Here is a 15,522-nt window from a genome sequence, read left to right as displayed (position 1 = left end):
TGAAAAAATCTATAAAATAATTGATACGACTTATTAAAGCCCTGATGATATAATGTTCATTAAAGTGGGATTAGACAAACTGAGTAAATTTGGCATAAGAAAACCTATTCTAGATTTTTAATTACCTAACATAGCTAACGAAATATTAAGCACAAAAGATTATAGAGGCAAAACACCACTTATAGATTTTTGAGCATATTAGTGCGGACCTTGCAGAGTCAAACACCCTGCTTACAAAGACTTATATAAAAAACATGAAAATGAAAATTTTGATATATTAAGTGTATCCATCGATACTGATAAAGTTGCTTGGGAAAATGCGATTATTAAAGATATTTTAACTTGGTGAAATGTAGTAGATTCTCGTGGATGGAAGGGAAAAGTAGCAAAGGGATATGCTATTGTAGCAATTCCATTTAATGTATTAGTTAATAAAAATGGACTCATAATAGAAGTAAATCCCTCTGTTGAAAAAATCGAAACTATATTAGAAAAAATAACCAACTCGAAGTAGATTAGACGTCTTTATAATGTCTTACATCTGTAAAAACTTGTGGTTTTATTCGTTTTTAGTAAATTCGCAACTGCTATAAAAGAATTAATTAATCCCAAATGCAAAAGTACCTTATACTATTACTAGTGCTTGTCATTTACTCATGTAACAATGACGATACAATAACACCTGCTCCAGTACCTGCAGTTGTCTCGGAGTTTAGATCAAATCTATCTGAGTTAAATTTATTTACTGGGAATCTTAGCGAATTGAATATAACTCCTAATGCGTTTCCTTATAAATTAAATACACCACTATTTAGTGACTATGCAACAAAACAGCGTTTAATAGCATTACCAAAAGACACTAAACTTTCGTATAATGGTGATGGGCTTCCAATATTTCCTGACGGAAGTTTAATTGCTAAGACATTTTATTATAACGTTGACGAGCGTGATTTATCACTAGGAAGACAAATTATTGAAACAAGAATACTTATTAAAACTGATGGTGAATGGGTTACTGGAGACTATAAATGGAATGAAGATCAAACAGATGCCGTTTTAGACTTAGATGGCAGCACATTACCAGTTTCCTGGGTAGATGCAAGTGGAAACACTAATTCTACAGATTATGTAATCCCATCAAACGCCGATTGTTTCACTTGCCATAGCACTTACGATAATTTAACACCAATTGGTCCAAAGTTAAGAAACCTCAATTTTGATCTTGACGGAAGTAATCAATTACAACAACTTATTACTAATCAAAATATTGATGGTTTAGCGAGCAACTCAGAAGTATCTAGTACCGCGAATTGGTTAGACGAATCAGCTTCTTTAGAATCTAGAGCAAGAGCTTATATGGACATTAATTGTGCTTATTGTCATAAGCCTGGAGGTTTTTGCGAAAATGAATCTACACTGAGACTAACTTACGAGACATCTCTAGAAGACTCTCAAATTATTGAAAGAAATGGTAGTATTAGTTTTAGAATAACTACTGACATCCCAGGATTAGGTATGCCATTTATTGGCACTACATTAACACATACCGAAGGGGTAGATTTGATACAAGCATATTTAGACACTCTTTAAACTTAGCGTTAAATAAATATTAAAGTCGGTTTTGTATTTAACAAATTCTTAATAGAATCCGTATTTTCATCAGAACTTTAAAAATCGACTAATTTGAAACATTTATCAATCAAACTACTATTTGTAGTTTCCGCATTTCTAGCCTTTTCGTGCTCTACTGCAAAAAAAGCTGGAAAATCAAAAAAAGGTGATGCTAGCACTATGGCTAAACCACCAAAAAAGAAACCAGGTAAAAACGACATTCAACCTTACAACAAGGTAATTACTAAAGATGCAAAAACCGACGAAGGTTTATTTTCTGTTCACAAAGTAGAAGAAAAGTATTTTTACGAAATCCCTGATACACTTTTTAACAGAGAGATGTTAATGGTAACGCGTATTGCAAAAACTGCAGCAGGACTTGGTTTTGGTGGAGGAAAACTAAGCGAACAAGTTTTACGCTGGGAGAAAAAGGACAAGAAAGTACTTCTTCGTCTGGTGTCTTATTCAGTAGTCGCGTCAGATTCTTTACCTGTAAACGAAGCTGTTAAAAACTCTAATTTTGAACCTGTAATTGCATCATTCCCAATTAAAGCGTTCAGCAAAGATTCTTTAAATACAGTTATTGATGTTACAGACTTATTTGAAAAGGATGTAAAGCCATTTGGATATCCACAACGAAGAAGAAAACAATATAGAATTACGCGTTTAGACGGACAATTATCTTATATAGAAACTATTAAGTCTTATCCAACTAATATTGAGTCTCGTACAGTAAAAACATACTCTGCTGGGAATCCACCATCTAATTCTAACACAGGTGCTATTTCTTTAGAGATTAATAATTCAATGATTTTATTACCTAAAGTACCTATGCAACGTCGTATGTTCGATCAACGCGTTGGATGGTTCACTAGTGGTCAAACAGATTATGGATTAGCAGCTCAAGAAAGTAAACGAGTAACTTACTTAGATCGTTGGAGATTAGAAGTAAGAGACGAGGATATGGAGAAATTCAAAAGAGGAGAGCTTGTAGTCCCAAAAAAACAAATTATTTACTACATAGATAGAGCAACCCCAGACCAATGGAAAAAATATATTAAGCTAGGTATTGAAGATTGGCAAGTCGCTTTTGAAGCTGCTGGTTTCAAAGATGCTATTATAGCTAAAACACCTCCAACTATAGAAGAAGACCCAGAATGGTCTGCAGAAGATGCACGTTACTCTGTTGTTCGTTATTTAGCTTCACCAATCCCTAATGCGAATGGACCTCACGTTAGTGACCCACGATCTGGTGAAATCTTAGAGAGCGATATTAATTGGTACCATAACGTAATGACATTGTTACGCAACTGGTTCTTTGTACAGACTGCAGCTATCAATCCAGATGCTCGTGGCATGGCTTTTAAAGATGAAGTTATGGGGCGTTTAATTCGTTTTGTATCTTCTCACGAAGTTGGGCACACACTAGGATTACCTCATAATATGGGAAGTAGTGTTGCGTATTCAGTTGAAAACTTAAGAAGCCCAGAGTTTACTAAAAAATTCGGAACTGCACCATCAATAATGGATTATGCGCGTTTTAATTACGTCGCACAACCTGGAGATGAAGGTGTTGCTTTAATGCCAAATATTGGTGTTTATGATAAATATTCTATAGAATGGGGTTACAGACCGATTTTAGATGCTAAAATACCAGCAGATGAAAAGAAAACATTAGATAGCTGGATTTTGAAACATGCAGGTGACCCAATGTATAGATTTGGAAGACAACAAGGAAGTGTTATTGATCCAAGTTCTCAAACTGAGGATTTAGGTGATGATGCTGTTTTAGCCTCTGAATATGGTATTGCTAACTTAAAGCGTATTGTACCAAACTTAATTGAGTGGACTGCTGAAGATGGTAAAAACTATGATGATTTAGAAACAATGTACGGTCAGGTACTTGGACAATTTAATAGATATATGGGTCATGTAGCTTCTAATATTGGTGGTGTTTATGAAATATACAAGACATACGACCAAGAAGGTGCCGTTTATACTCATGTAGCTAAAGACCACCAGAAAAAAGCAATGAAGTTTATTCAAGACCAATTATTCACAACACCGTCTTGGATGTTAGATGAAAATATCTTTAATAAAATTGAAAGTTCAGGAAGCGTAGAACGTGTTAGAGGTGTTCAGACAAGAACTTTAAATAACATGTTGGATTTTGGTCGTATGGCTAGAATGCTAGAAAATGAAACTTTAAATGACTCAGAAGCATATGGTCTTTATGATATGATGAAGGACGTCAGAAGAGGTTTATTTAGTGAACTTCGTTCTGGTAAGAAAATAGACATCTACAGACGTAATTTACAACGTGCTTATATTGAGCGTATGGAATTTATAATGACAAATGAGCAAAATATTCCTGCTGCATTTAGACGTTTCTTTAGTGGGACATCAGTAAATGTTAGCCAATCTGATATTAGAGCAGTTGTTAGAGCCGAATTAAAATCATTACGTAGTTCACTAAGATCTGCAAGAGGTGGTGACGCGATGAGTAGAATACATATAGCAGATGCTGTAGAACGTGTTAATAATATTTTAGATCCTAAGAACTAATGTTAATAATAGTACATTAGGAAAAAAAGGCTTCAATTTTTATTGGAGCCTTTTTATTTTAATAAACCTTTTATATTCTCTTTATAGATTTTAAAATTTCTAAGATTATTATGACTACCGCCTTTAACAGTGACAAATTCAAGCTGCTCTATATTTAAATCTAACAGTTTCTTAGCCGAAGAATAAGGCACAACACTATCGTCTGTTCCATGAATAATTGTTATTGGGCAATTAGCTTTCAGTAAATACTCGTGAGTTGGAAAACGATACTTTAGAAGCTTCTTTATTGGAAACATAGGAAAACGATGTTCAGCAACATCTAAAACACTATAATACGGAGTTTCTAATATAAGTTGCTTTGGTTGATTTTTAGATGCTAAAAAAGAGGCTATTCCTGTTCCTAAAGACCTTCCGTATAACGTAATTTGACTATCCGAATATTGCTTTAGCAGATAATTATAACAGTATTGCGCATCTTTATAAAATGCTGCCTCACTTAAGTTACCTAAACTCTTTCCGTAAGTGCGATAATCCATCACCAAAACATCATAATTCATTGCTACAAAATATTCAGTGATTTTTCCCCATCGACTTAAGTCGCCTGCATTGCCATGAAAGTAAAGTATCACTCCTTTAGGATTATCTACTTTAAAATGAAGCGCATTTATGGTTGCATCTTCTTCTGTTTCAAAAAATAACTCTTCAAAAGAATAATTAAATTCATATTGATAATTTTGCTCTAAAGTTGTGGGTAAAAACAATAATTTTTCTTGAAAAAAATAAAGGGCAGATCCAATCATAACATATAAACCAATAAATATTATAAGTAATTTTTTAAGCTTTCTTCTGAGTTTTCTTTGCACTATGAATGACATTAATACTTGTGGTTTCTAAATCGATTATTTTTGGTTGACTATTAAGAATATCATCTAACATATTATGATACGATTCATAATTATTTAAATTCTTATGACCACCACCAATAACGGTGTGTAACTTTGTGAGTTTCGGATTAATTTGAGATAGTTTAATACTCGATTTATAAGGAATCAAGTTATCATTCGTACCATGAATAATATGAATAGGACATTGTACATATTTCATCCATTTATACGTTGGCAGCGGATACTTTAAAAGCAGTGACAAAGGCATAAATGGCGCATATCTAGCAGTTACTTTAGTTAAACTATAATACGGAGCGTCTAAAACCAGCATTTTTGGATTATTCATAGATGCTAGCTTAGTAGCAAAACCTGATCCTAATGAACGGCCATAAAGAATTATTCTATCTTCTGTTGTTAATTCCTTAATCTGATTATAAACAAGTTGCAAGTCGCGCTTTATAGCTTTTTGGGAGCGTTTTCCTGTACTTTTTCCAAAGCCACGATAATCTACCATCAAAACATTATAGCCATGCCGAGTGAAGTCTACAGCAAACTTCCCCCAACCTTTAATACTTTTTGAATTTCCTTTGAGATATAATACGACACCTTTACTTTCTCCCTTTGGGAAAAATCGTAAACCATTTATGATTGCTCCATCTCTAGTTTCTAGATTATACTCTTTGGTTTCTTGATTTTCATAGTCAAACTGAAAATCTTTTGGCAACTTTTCTGGTTTAAAAAGCATGTAATCTTGTAGATAATATAGAGCAATACTTATGCCTATATATATTGCTAAAATAAAAACTACAGTCGAAACCCAGTATGCCATAAAGTGTGGTTAATTATACAATATACAAATTATTGGTCACTTACATTATAGACTACAATTCACTAAAGTAAATGGTCTCTAAAATTCAAATGCTGTTAAACACTTAAAAGTTAAAGAATATGTTAAATAAAAGTATTCAATTAAACCTAATAACTAATTGCATGTCTAAACCAACAGAACATAAAACAATTAAAAGATGAAAAAATTATTAATTATTGCTTTAGCTTTTTTTACATTAAATGGCGTAGCACAAGGAGAAAGAACAGGTAACAAAAATCAAAAAGAAATGAGACAACTTATGAAATATATGTCTCCAGAAGATGTTGCTAATCTTAAGTCTAAGAAATTAACTTTGAAGTTAGACTTAGATATTGACCAACAAAAACAAGTTCACAATCTTATTTTAGAAGAAGCTAGGAGTAAGCAAAAAATGAGAAAGAATCGTGAGACAAAAAAGAGTGAAAATATTAAGCCTACAAAAGATGAATTAGTCGCATTCCAAAATAATAGGCTTGATAAAAAAATTGAACTAAAGCGAAAAATGAAAACAATATTAACAGCAGATCAGTACGCTAAGTTTGAAAAGATGAAGCCTCGAAACAATAAAAAAAGAGCAAACCATGGTAATAAAAGAAATTAGTCTAAAGTCTTTTATGTATAAAAAAGTATCGATTTGTCGATACTTTTTTATTTAATTAAATAAAATTATTACTTTAGGGACCAATTAACTAAATAATCCATGATGAAAAAAGTAATAACACTCTGTTTATTTGTTTTTGCAATGCTCCTAGGTACGGACTCTGCAATAGCTCAAAATAAGATTGAAATTAATACAGAAGCCTCAGAAACTACTGAAACTCTAAGAAAACTATTAAAATTTGACAACTCACAAAGAGATCAAATTTATGATGCTTATAAAGAATTTGGAAAAGCTCAAGCTAGTCTTAAAAACACTAAAACCGTTACAAGTGAAGCTGTAGAAAAGCTTAAAAATAGACTTACAACTAAAGTAGAGTCTATTTTAAACGAACAACAATTTGAAGGTTACAAGGCTTATATAAAAGAGCAAGAATAATCTCAAAATAGAATTACAAAAAAAGTCTCGCTAAACGCGAGACTTTTTTTATTTATAAATCTTTAGCTATGGTCTCTACAGCTGTTATAGTTTCATTTAAATCTTGATACGTTAACGCATCGGTTATAAACCAAGTTTCAAAAGCACTCGGTGCAATATAAATACCATGTTTTAACATACCGTGAAAGAATTTTTTAAAGGTTTCATTATTTCCTTTTGCAGCAGTTTCAAAATCTACAACTTCATCTTTTGTAAAATGAACCGAAATCATAGATCCTATTCTATTTATAGTATGAATGACTCCATTTTTATTCAAAGCATCAGCAATACCAGTATGAAGATACTTGGTCTTCTCTTCTAGTCTATTCATTAAACCTTTGTCAGTATTAATTGCCTTGAGCATAGCTAAACCAGCAGCCATTGCTAAAGGATTACCACTCAATGTTCCTGCCTGATACACTGGTCCCAATGGGGCTAAATAATTCATTATTTCGTTTCTTGCTGCAAAAGCACCAACTGGTAAGCCTCCACCAATAACTTTTCCGAAACATACAATATCTGCATTAACAGCCTTTAATTCCTGCACACCTCCTTTGGCGAGTCTAAAGCCCGTCATCACTTCATCAAAAATCAAAACAATATTATTAGCATCACAGATGGCGCGTAAACCTTCAAGAAAACCATCTAAAGGTGGAATACACCCCATATTACCAGCAACAGGCTCAACTATAATTGCTGCAATTTCATTAGTATTAGCCTCAACGAGTTCCTTTACATTCTCAATATCATTATACCTTGCCAATAAAGTATCTTTTGCCGTACCTTTTGTTACACCAGGACTATTTGGTGTTCCAAAAGTTATAGCTCCACTGCCAGCGGCTATTAGAAATGAATCACTATGTCCATGATAGCAACCAGAAAATTTTATGATTTTATCTTTTTTTGTAAAGCCACGTGCCAATCTAATAGCACTCATACAAGCTTCTGTACCAGAATTTACAAAACGTATTTTATCAATATTTGGCACCATAGAAACTGCTAATTGTGCAATTTCGGTTTCTAAAGCTGTTGGCATTCCGAAAGATGTCCCTGATTTAGCTTTTTCAATTACTGCATCTACAACTGGCGGAAATGCGTGTCCAAGCAACATCGGTCCCCAAGAATTAATATAATCAATAAAACGATTACCATCTTCATCATAGACATAGGCACCTTTTGCAGATTTTGCAAAAATTGGTGTACCACCTACAGCACTAAATGCTCTTACAGGAGAATTAACACCTCCTGGAATAACTTCTTGTGCTTTATTAAATAGAGCACTACTTCTTTGGTATAACATATATTAATTTGGGATCATTATTTGCTGACCTAAATTTAAATCATTAGAGGTCATATTATTTAAATCTTTAATCGCACCTACAGATGTATTAAATCGCTTTGCTAGAGAATATAACGTATCACCTTTTACTATAACATATCTAAGAACACCGCTATTAACAGGTATTATTTCAACAGAATTATTACCTAAAACTTCTTTATCATACTTGTATAACTCATAACGCTCAATAAGACTAATGAGTTTTTGTGGATATTTTCTATCTGTTGCATAACCAGCAGCTTTTAATCCTTTTGCCCAGCCTTTATAATCATCTGGTTTTAATTTAAACAGATTAGCATAACGTTTCCTTCCTGTTAAAAACTCAGAGTGATCATCGTAAGACGACTCAGGTTTTTCATATTTTCTAAAACATTCTTGAGAGCTATCGTCGTCATGGTAAATTTTAGCACCTTTCCATCCATGACATTTAATTCCGAAATGATTATTAGCTTCTACTGCCAATCTTCCTTTACCGACCCCAGATTCTAAGATACCTTGTGCCAAGGTAATACTTGCAGGTATTTTAGATGTTTGCATTTTTGCTCTTGCAATTGGGCTGAACCTATTAATGTAAACGTCAACATTAGAAAGTGGTTTGGTAACTTTAACAACTTCCTTTTCTGTATCTGTTTTTGTTTCTTTCGTATTATCTTTAATCTCAGTATTTTCTTTATTGCGCTCTTTTTTTGTGACGATACCTTTTTTTGGCCCACAACTAAAAGCAAATGCTAGCACAATAATTACTGTATATTTTACTACTGTCTTCATTCTTTTATTAAAGGTAAATTTTTACGTTTTAATTTCAAATTCATTCCTGAAACACCTTGTAATCCTCCTGTATGTATTGCTAAAACCTTACTGTCATTTGGAAAAAACCCATGTTCAATCAAATCAAATAGTCCAAACATCATTTTACCAGTATAAATAGGATCTAACGAAATATTATAAGTAGCCTTAAACATGTTCATAAACGTTATCAATTCAGGCTTTATTTTACCATAACCACCAAAATGATAATCAGTGATTAACTCCCAATTATTCTGAACTGCAAATTTACGAATATCTTGGTTTAAAAAATCACCTTTTAACGCAGGAAAACCTATTACTTTCTGTTTTAATTTCGAAGCATTTATGATACCAGAAATTGTTCCACCAGTACCAACACAAGTACATATATAATCAAATTTCTCGTCTTCAGAATTAATAATTTCCTTGCAGCCTTTAACTGCCAATTCATTTGTGCCACCCTCAGGAAGTAAATAAAAGTCCCCAAATTTATATTCTAGCTTAATAATAAACTCAGTTTCTGATTTTTTTCGATAGTCATCTCGTGTTATAAAAACAAGTTTCATCCCACAAGATTGTGCAAAACGCAATGTAGGGTTGTCATTAATCTTCTCAGTTAATTCTTCACCTCTAATAACACCAATACTACTTAAGCCATTCTCTTTACACGCATAGGCTGTAGCAGCAATATGATTAGAATAAGCACCACCAAAAGTTAAAAGTGTTTGTTTTTTTAAGCGCTTAGCTTCTAAAATATTATACTTTAGTTTACGAAATTTATTACCTGAAATAAAAGGGTGAATTAAATCCTCTCGCTTTATATAAAGCTGAATATTACCTTTATTTTCTAAAGGAACCTGTTGAATTGATGACGTTGTTGGAGTATGCATTGAGTTTTCAAAAATAATGTATAAAATTCCAAATTCTTCGTTTTTTTAAAAAGTCTAAATCCGACTCATTTCTATAAGCCTCTCTTTCGAAAGAAATATTACGATATGCTAAATTCCAGCCTTTATATTGGATTAATTGTACTAAAAACTCAATACTATAAATTACAAAAAATAGGACAATTAGTAATTCTAGTTGCTGTCGCAAATAAATTTTTTCATGATTAATTAAAACCTTATTACTTTTCAAATCTTTATACTTTAAAAACATAAAAGGAAAAATAGTAATCCCAATATAACCTCTAGGCATTATTATGTTTTAAAATTAAAATCACACTTTCTTCAGTTCAAAAATCAAACCAATTTACATTATCTTTGTTTAATATGAAGAAATACGTCCCAATTGAAGAAGGCGATTATTATTTAACACCAGAAGGTTATCGCTGCTTTACAGGACAATACCACCTAAAACGAGGTTATTGTTGCGAAAGTGGATGCAGACATTGTCCTTATGGGTTTAACCAGAGTACTTTAAAAAAAAAGTAATGCGAACAACAACAGTATCATTCAAAGATCAAATATTAGAGGGTATTCCAAATATATTACCACAACCAAAGGCTTATGATTATTCAATAAACCATGCTCCAAAACGTAAAGCGATTCTATCTTCTGATGAGGAAAAATTAGCCCTTAGAAATGCACTACGCTATTTTGATAAAAAGGATCATGTTGTTTTAATGCCAGAATTTAAAAATGAATTAGATACGTATGGTCGTATTTATATGTATCGTCTAAGACCAGACTATAAAATATATGCACGTCCAATTTCAGAATATCCGGCAAAATCTAAACAAGCAGCAGCTATTATGCTGATGATTGAGAATAATTTAGATTATGCCGTTGCACAGCATCCGCATGAACTTATTACCTATGGCGGAAACGGAGGCGTATTTTCTAACTGGGCACAATACCGCCTAACCATGAAGTATTTGGCTGAAATGAATAACGAACAAACTTTAGTTATGTACTCTGGTCATCCTATGGGCTTATTTCCTTCTCATAAAGAAGCACCAAGAGTTGTCGTTACAAATGGTATGATGATTCCTAATTACTCCAAGCCAGACGATTGGGAAAAATTTAATGCTTTAGGTGTTACACAATATGGTCAAATGACAGCTGGTAGCTACATGTATATTGGCCCACAAGGTATTGTGCATGGCACAACCATTACCGTTTTGAACGCTTTTAGAAAAATTGGTAAGTCACCAAAAGGCAATCTTTTTGTAACTTCTGGATTAGGAGGCATGTCTGGCGCTCAACCCAAAGCTGGTAATATTGCAGGTTGCATTACGGTTTGTGCTGAAGTAAATCCGAAAATTACGCAACTAAGACTCGACCAAGGGTGGATAGATGAAAAAATAACAGATTTAAATGCTCTTGTTGCTCGTGTTGAAAAAGCAAAAACTAATAAAGAAACGACCTCCCTTGCCTATTTAGGAAATATCGTTGACGTCTGGGAGAAATTTGATGAAGTAAATATTCATATAGACTTAGGTAGCGACCAAACCTCTTTACACAATCCTTGGGCTGGTGGTTACTACCCTGTTGGCTTATCTTTTGAAGCGGCTAACAAAATGATGGCAAATAAGCCTGAAGAATTTAAAAGTAAAGTAAAAGAAAGCCTAAGAAAACATGCTGAAGCTGTAAATAAACACACTGCTAAAGGCACATATTTCTTTGACTATGGTAATGCATTTTTACTCGAAGCTTCTCGTGCTGGTGCAGATATAATGGCTGATAATGGTATTGATTTTAAATACTCTAGTTACGTTCAAGATATTATGGGACCTATGTGCTTTGATTATGGCTTCGGTCCATTTCGCTGGGTGTGTGCTTCTGGTAAGCCCGAGGATTTAGCTAAAACAGATGAGATAGCTTGTGAGATTCTCGAAGAAATAATAAAACACTCACCGATAGAAACTCAACAACAAATGGCAGATAATATTCAATGGATAAAAGGTGCACAAGACAATAAATTGGTTGTAGGCTCGCAAGCCAGAATATTATATGCAGATGCAGAAGGACGGATGAAAATTGCAGATGCGTTTAATAAAGCTATTGCAGAAGGCGATATAGATACTATAATATTAGGCAGAGATCATCACGACGTATCTGGTACAGATTCTCCATATAGAGAAACTAGCAATATTTATGATGGTTCTCGTTTTACAGCAGACATGGCAATTCAAAATGTTATTGGTGATAGTTTTAGAGGAGCTACTTGGGTAAGTATTCACAATGGTGGTGGAGTTGGCTGGGGCGAAGTGATTAATGGAGGTTTTGGTATGGTTCTTGATGGTAGTAAAGAAGCGTCAACACGACTAAAACAGATGTTATTTTGGGATGTTAATAATGGAGTTTCAAGACGAAGCTGGGCAAGAAACGAAGGTGCTATTTTTGCTATAAAACGCGCCATGGAATCTGAGCCAAATTTAAGAGTAACACTACCAAATCAAGTTGATGACGATTTATTTGAAACAATTTAAAAAAAAGCGATATGAAGAAACTAATTAAACTCACTCCGGTTTTACTATTTGCTATCCTTCTATCATCGTGCAGTTCTATTAGAGTTGCAGCTGATTATGATAGAGAAGTAAGTTTTGACAACTACAAAACCTTCGCGTTTTTTAAGCCAGGGATTGATAAGGCAGAAATTAGCGATCTTGACAAACGAAGAATATTAAGAGCTATTGAAGCAGAATTAATGGCTAAAGGCATGATGAAGTCCGAAAACCCAGATATACTAGTGAGCATATTTACCAAATCGAACCAGCGTGTAGATATATACAATAATGCTTGGGGCGCAGGTGCTTGGGGTTGGGGAGGTTACGGCGGATGGGGCTGGGGAGGCGGAAACCAAGTATCTACTAGAACAGAAGGAATGCTCTTTATAGATTTTATAGACGCTAGAAAAAAAGAATTAATTTGGCAAGGTTCTGGAACTGGTTATTTGGTCACAAGAAATGTGGAAAAAAAAGAAGCTAGGATAAAAGAATTTGTATCTAAAACAATGGAACAGTTTCCACCAGAAATAAAATAAAACAAAACAAATAGGATGAAAAAGCACAGGAAACTAGTGCTTTTTTTGTTTCCAATAATTGATACGGCTTTAAATCTAAATACTATATATTTGCCGACTTTTAAGAAACCATATTATGATACTAGGCCAAGTAACCAGAAAAAACTTTACCCAAAACCCTAAGAATGATATTCTCTCTGGCTTAACAGTAGCTTTAGCTCTAGTACCTGAAGCTGTAGCATTTGCCTTTGTTGCTGGTATAGATCCTTTAGTGGGACTTTATGGAGCGTTTATGATGGGAATAGTAACGGCTCTTTTTGGTGGACGCCCTGGAATGATTTCAGGCGCTACAGGCGCTATGGCTGTAGTTATGGTACATTTAATTCAAAAAGGAAATGAAGTAGGTATTAATCTTGATACCCCTATTGAAAATCTAGGGTTACAATGGCTATTTATTACACTCTTATTTGTTGGTGGTATACAAATTATTTTTGGTGTTTTTAAACTTGGAAAGTTTGTTCGTTTAATACCACATCCAGTAATGATGGGCTTTGTTAATGGATTAGCGATTGTAATTTTCTTATCACAATTAGGTTTATTCCCTAACGCTGTACCTAAAGATATTTCAATATTAAATAATACTTCAGATTGGTTTACTGCTTTATTATCAAATGCAGCTTTCTGGAAAATGATGGGCTTTATAGGTTTAACAATGGGGATTATGTATGGCTTACCAAAGCTTACTAAAAAAGTTCCTGCAGCATTAATAGCTATTGTAGTTGTAGCTTGTATTACAATTTTTGGAGGAATTGAAGTAAACACTGTAGGCTCTTTTATTGTCGAAAACGGTGGAGAAGGACTACAAGGTGATTTACCAAAATTTCAAGATCAGATTTTTGGTTTCTTTGGAACGCTTTCTGGCCATTGGGATTTAATTCTTTCTACAGCATTTATATTGGCTGCAGTTGGCTTAATTGAATCATTAATGACCTTAAATCTTATTGATGAAATGACAGAAACAAGAGGGGATAGTAACAGAGAGTGTATCGCCCAAGGAGGTGCTAACATGTTAAACGGATTCTTTGGAGGTATGGGAGGCTGTGCCATGATTGGTCAATCCATTATTAATGTAGATTCTGGTGGACGCGGGCGTTTATCTGGTGCTGTTGCTGCCATTGCTCTACTCTGCTTTGTATTGTTTGGAGCACCTTTAATAGAGCAAATTCCTATTGCAGCATTAGTAGGTGTAATGTTTATGGTGGTTATCGGAACATTCGCTTGGAGTAGTTTTAGAATTATTAGAAAAATACCATTATCTGATGCTATTGTATTGATAGTAGTTTCTGCAATTACAGTGTGGCAAGATTTAGCAGTAGCCGTTATCGCTGGTGTTATTATTTCTGCTTTAGTCTTTGCATGGAAAAACGCCACCATGATTAGAGCCCGTAAACGCATACAAACAGATGGAACAAAAACTTACGAAATATGGGGTCCTTTATTTTTTGGATCTATTCAGAATTTCAACTCTAAATTCGATGCGAAAAATGATCCTAAAAACGTAGAAATCGATTTTGTTGAATCACGCGTTAGTGATCATTCGGCACTAGAAGCTATCTTTAATTTAGTAAGTAAATATGAGGCTGAAGGAAAATCCATCAAGCTAAAGCATTTAAGCGAAGATTGTAAAGTTTTATTAAGGAAAGCTAATCCTAAATTCGACGAAGTTATTACAGAAGCTGTTGACGACCCTCGTTACCATTTAGCTGCTGACCCTGAAAAATTCACAAAACCTTTATCAGAATATAATGTATAATTATAACTAGCTCTTTATTAAGAGCTAGTTATTAAGTGTTTAACTAATATTGTAGCTTGTTGAAAATAAAATCTAAAAAATAATTGGAATTCAACTAATTATACTACCTTTGCCACTTAATTTAATATTTTATAATATGAGTACTGGTACAGTAAAATTTTTTAATGACTCTAAAGGTTTTGGATTCATAACAGAAGAAGGAAACAACAAAGAGCATTTTGTACACATTTCTGGTTTAGTCGATGAGATTAGAGAAGGAGACAATGTAGAATTCGATTTAGCCGAAGGCAAAAAAGGATTAAACGCAATCAATGTAAAAGTTATATAATTATATATCTTACAATCTTTTTAAAAACAAGGCCTATCTTTTAGATAGGCTTTTTTATGTTCTATAATTACATTACAATATCATTTTTCCATTCATAAGGTTTTGGAATACGAGTATCATCAATAAGCTGCCTTATATCAAATAATACAACAGGGATTATTGCTAAGATAAGAAACAAAAAAATATGTCGTCGTGTCCATTTAATAAAACCTGCGACTGGAAATATGCCTCTAGTATACATGAAATGATATTATATTACGTAAGATACAAAAGACTAGTAATTAAGC

General features: G+C 33.4%; 15 protein-coding genes. 9 read left to right on the top strand and 6 right to left on the bottom strand.

Annotated features, from left to right (window positions below; genetic code table 11):
* Nucleotides 1-612 precede the first annotated feature (612 nt).
* Both B2U95_RS02225 and B2U95_RS02220 read left to right on the top strand, forming a co-directional pair.
* Nucleotides 613-1,590: a hypothetical protein gene (locus B2U95_RS02225; RefSeq protein ID WP_296312183.1), complete on the top strand. Its 978-nt coding sequence runs from the start codon at nucleotides 613-615 to the stop codon at nucleotides 1,588-1,590.
* A 201-nt stretch (nucleotides 1,591-1,791) separates the two neighbouring features.
* A complete protein-coding gene (locus B2U95_RS02220) occupies nucleotides 1,792-4,176 on the top strand; it encodes a zinc-dependent metalloprotease (RefSeq protein ID WP_296312232.1) in 2,385 nt (794 codons plus the stop codon).
* A 53-nt stretch (nucleotides 4,177-4,229) separates the two neighbouring features.
* Here the strand turns inward: B2U95_RS02220 and B2U95_RS02215 are convergent, their stop codons facing one another.
* Together B2U95_RS02215 and B2U95_RS02210 are read right to left on the bottom strand one after the other, a co-directional pair.
* Entirely contained in the window at nucleotides 4,230-4,976 is a 747-nt protein-coding gene (locus B2U95_RS02215) for an alpha/beta hydrolase (protein ID WP_296312180.1), read from the bottom strand.
* A gap of 34 nt (nucleotides 4,977-5,010) precedes the next feature.
* Entirely contained in the window at nucleotides 5,011-5,889 is an 879-nt protein-coding gene (locus B2U95_RS02210) for an alpha/beta hydrolase (protein WP_296312178.1), read from the bottom strand.
* 196 nt (nucleotides 5,890-6,085) lie between these two features.
* Here B2U95_RS02210 and B2U95_RS02205 point away from each other — a divergent pair, with 196 nt between their 5' ends.
* Together B2U95_RS02205 and B2U95_RS02200 are read left to right on the top strand one after the other, a co-directional pair.
* Nucleotides 6,086-6,529 carry a hypothetical protein gene (locus B2U95_RS02205; protein WP_296312175.1) on the top strand — a complete coding sequence of 148 codons (444 nt, stop codon included), beginning with the start codon at nucleotides 6,086-6,088 and terminating at the stop codon, nucleotides 6,527-6,529.
* Between the two features lie 99 nt (nucleotides 6,530-6,628).
* On the top strand, nucleotides 6,629-6,964 hold the full coding sequence (locus B2U95_RS02200; protein WP_296312173.1) for a hypothetical protein: 336 nt from the start codon (nucleotides 6,629-6,631) through the stop codon (nucleotides 6,962-6,964).
* Between the two features lie 52 nt (nucleotides 6,965-7,016).
* Here the strand turns inward: B2U95_RS02200 and hemL are convergent, their stop codons facing one another.
* From hemL to B2U95_RS02185, 3 genes are read right to left on the bottom strand one after another with little or no spacing between them, the layout of a single operon-like run.
* A complete protein-coding gene (gene hemL, locus B2U95_RS02195; protein ID WP_296312169.1) occupies nucleotides 7,017-8,303 on the bottom strand; it encodes a glutamate-1-semialdehyde 2,1-aminomutase in 1,287 nt (428 codons plus the stop codon).
* A 3-nt stretch (nucleotides 8,304-8,306) separates the two neighbouring features.
* Entirely contained in the window at nucleotides 8,307-9,110 is an 804-nt protein-coding gene (locus B2U95_RS02190; RefSeq protein WP_296312167.1) for a glucosaminidase domain-containing protein, read from the bottom strand.
* On the bottom strand, nucleotides 9,107-10,018 hold the full coding sequence (locus tag B2U95_RS02185; protein ID WP_296312164.1) for a 1-aminocyclopropane-1-carboxylate deaminase/D-cysteine desulfhydrase: 912 nt from the start codon (nucleotides 10,016-10,018) through the stop codon (nucleotides 9,107-9,109). The genes B2U95_RS02190 and B2U95_RS02185 overlap by 4 nt, the downstream gene beginning before the upstream one ends.
* A 381-nt stretch (nucleotides 10,019-10,399) precedes the next feature.
* Here B2U95_RS02185 and B2U95_RS02175 point away from each other — a divergent pair, with 381 nt between their 5' ends.
* The 5 genes from B2U95_RS02175 to B2U95_RS02155 all read left to right on the top strand — a co-directional run bounded on the left by B2U95_RS02175 (nucleotide 10,400) and on the right by B2U95_RS02155 (nucleotide 15,235).
* Nucleotides 10,400-10,561 carry a DUF5522 domain-containing protein gene (locus B2U95_RS02175; protein ID WP_296312159.1) on the top strand — a complete coding sequence of 54 codons (162 nt, stop codon included), beginning with the start codon at nucleotides 10,400-10,402 and terminating at the stop codon, nucleotides 10,559-10,561.
* Nucleotides 10,561-12,561, top strand: coding sequence for a urocanate hydratase (locus tag B2U95_RS02170; RefSeq protein WP_296312157.1), 2,001 nt, complete (start codon nucleotides 10,561-10,563; stop codon nucleotides 12,559-12,561). Before B2U95_RS02175 ends, B2U95_RS02170 begins: the two co-directional genes overlap by 1 nt.
* Nucleotides 12,562-12,572: 11 nt before the next feature.
* A complete protein-coding gene (locus B2U95_RS02165; protein ID WP_296312155.1) occupies nucleotides 12,573-13,115 on the top strand; it encodes a DUF4136 domain-containing protein in 543 nt (180 codons plus the stop codon).
* 115 nt (nucleotides 13,116-13,230) lie between these two features.
* On the top strand, nucleotides 13,231-14,907 hold the full coding sequence (locus tag B2U95_RS02160; protein WP_296312151.1) for a SulP family inorganic anion transporter: 1,677 nt from the start codon (nucleotides 13,231-13,233) through the stop codon (nucleotides 14,905-14,907).
* A 136-nt stretch (nucleotides 14,908-15,043) separates the two neighbouring features.
* Nucleotides 15,044-15,235 (top strand): cold-shock protein, encoded by a 192-nt coding sequence (locus B2U95_RS02155; protein WP_227476363.1) that lies wholly within the window; start codon nucleotides 15,044-15,046, stop codon nucleotides 15,233-15,235.
* A 67-nt stretch (nucleotides 15,236-15,302) separates the two neighbouring features.
* Here B2U95_RS02155 and B2U95_RS02150 read toward each other — a convergent pair whose 3' ends face one another.
* Nucleotides 15,303-15,476 carry a hypothetical protein gene (locus tag B2U95_RS02150; protein WP_296312145.1) on the bottom strand — a complete coding sequence of 58 codons (174 nt, stop codon included), beginning with the start codon at nucleotides 15,474-15,476 and terminating at the stop codon, nucleotides 15,303-15,305.
* Nucleotides 15,477-15,522 lie beyond the last annotated feature (46 nt).

This window comes from Winogradskyella sp. UBA3174, from assembly GCF_002364335.1.
Lineage (GTDB): Bacteria > Bacteroidota > Bacteroidia > Flavobacteriales > Flavobacteriaceae > Winogradskyella.
Note: the sequence above shows the minus strand (reverse complement) of the source record. Positions and strands in the feature narration are given on the sequence as shown.

What these genes read in the sequence shown, in the direction of transcription:
- B2U95_RS02155 (WP_227476363.1), top strand. Translation starts at nt 15,044, where the DNA reads ATGAGTACTGGTACAGTAAAATTTTTTAATGACTCTAAAGGTTTTGGA.
- B2U95_RS02165 (WP_296312155.1), top strand. Translation starts at nt 12,573, where the DNA reads ATGAAGAAACTAATTAAACTCACTCCGGTTTTACTATTTGCTATCCTT.
- hemL (WP_296312169.1), bottom strand. Translation starts at nt 8,303, where the DNA reads ATGTTATACCAAAGAAGTAGTGCTCTATTTAATAAAGCACAAGAAGTT.
- B2U95_RS02205 (WP_296312175.1), top strand. Translation starts at nt 6,086, where the DNA reads ATGAAAAAATTATTAATTATTGCTTTAGCTTTTTTTACATTAAATGGC.
- B2U95_RS02225 (WP_296312183.1), top strand. Translation starts at nt 613, where the DNA reads ATGCAAAAGTACCTTATACTATTACTAGTGCTTGTCATTTACTCATGT.
- B2U95_RS02160 (WP_296312151.1), top strand. Translation starts at nt 13,231, where the DNA reads ATGATACTAGGCCAAGTAACCAGAAAAAACTTTACCCAAAACCCTAAG.
- B2U95_RS02190 (WP_296312167.1), bottom strand. Translation starts at nt 9,110, where the DNA reads ATGAAGACAGTAGTAAAATATACAGTAATTATTGTGCTAGCATTTGCT.
- B2U95_RS02220 (WP_296312232.1), top strand. Translation starts at nt 1,792, where the DNA reads ATGGCTAAACCACCAAAAAAGAAACCAGGTAAAAACGACATTCAACCT.
- B2U95_RS02185 (WP_296312164.1), bottom strand. Translation starts at nt 10,018, where the DNA reads ATGCATACTCCAACAACGTCATCAATTCAACAGGTTCCTTTAGAAAAT.
- B2U95_RS02175 (WP_296312159.1), top strand. Translation starts at nt 10,400, where the DNA reads ATGAAGAAATACGTCCCAATTGAAGAAGGCGATTATTATTTAACACCA.
- B2U95_RS02200 (WP_296312173.1), top strand. Translation starts at nt 6,629, where the DNA reads ATGATGAAAAAAGTAATAACACTCTGTTTATTTGTTTTTGCAATGCTC.
- B2U95_RS02210 (WP_296312178.1), bottom strand. Translation starts at nt 5,889, where the DNA reads ATGGCATACTGGGTTTCGACTGTAGTTTTTATTTTAGCAATATATATA.
- B2U95_RS02150 (WP_296312145.1), bottom strand. Translation starts at nt 15,476, where the DNA reads ATGTATACTAGAGGCATATTTCCAGTCGCAGGTTTTATTAAATGGACA.
- B2U95_RS02215 (WP_296312180.1), bottom strand. Translation starts at nt 4,976, where the DNA reads ATGATTGGATCTGCCCTTTATTTTTTTCAAGAAAAATTATTGTTTTTA.
- B2U95_RS02170 (WP_296312157.1), top strand. Translation starts at nt 10,561, where the DNA reads ATGCGAACAACAACAGTATCATTCAAAGATCAAATATTAGAGGGTATT.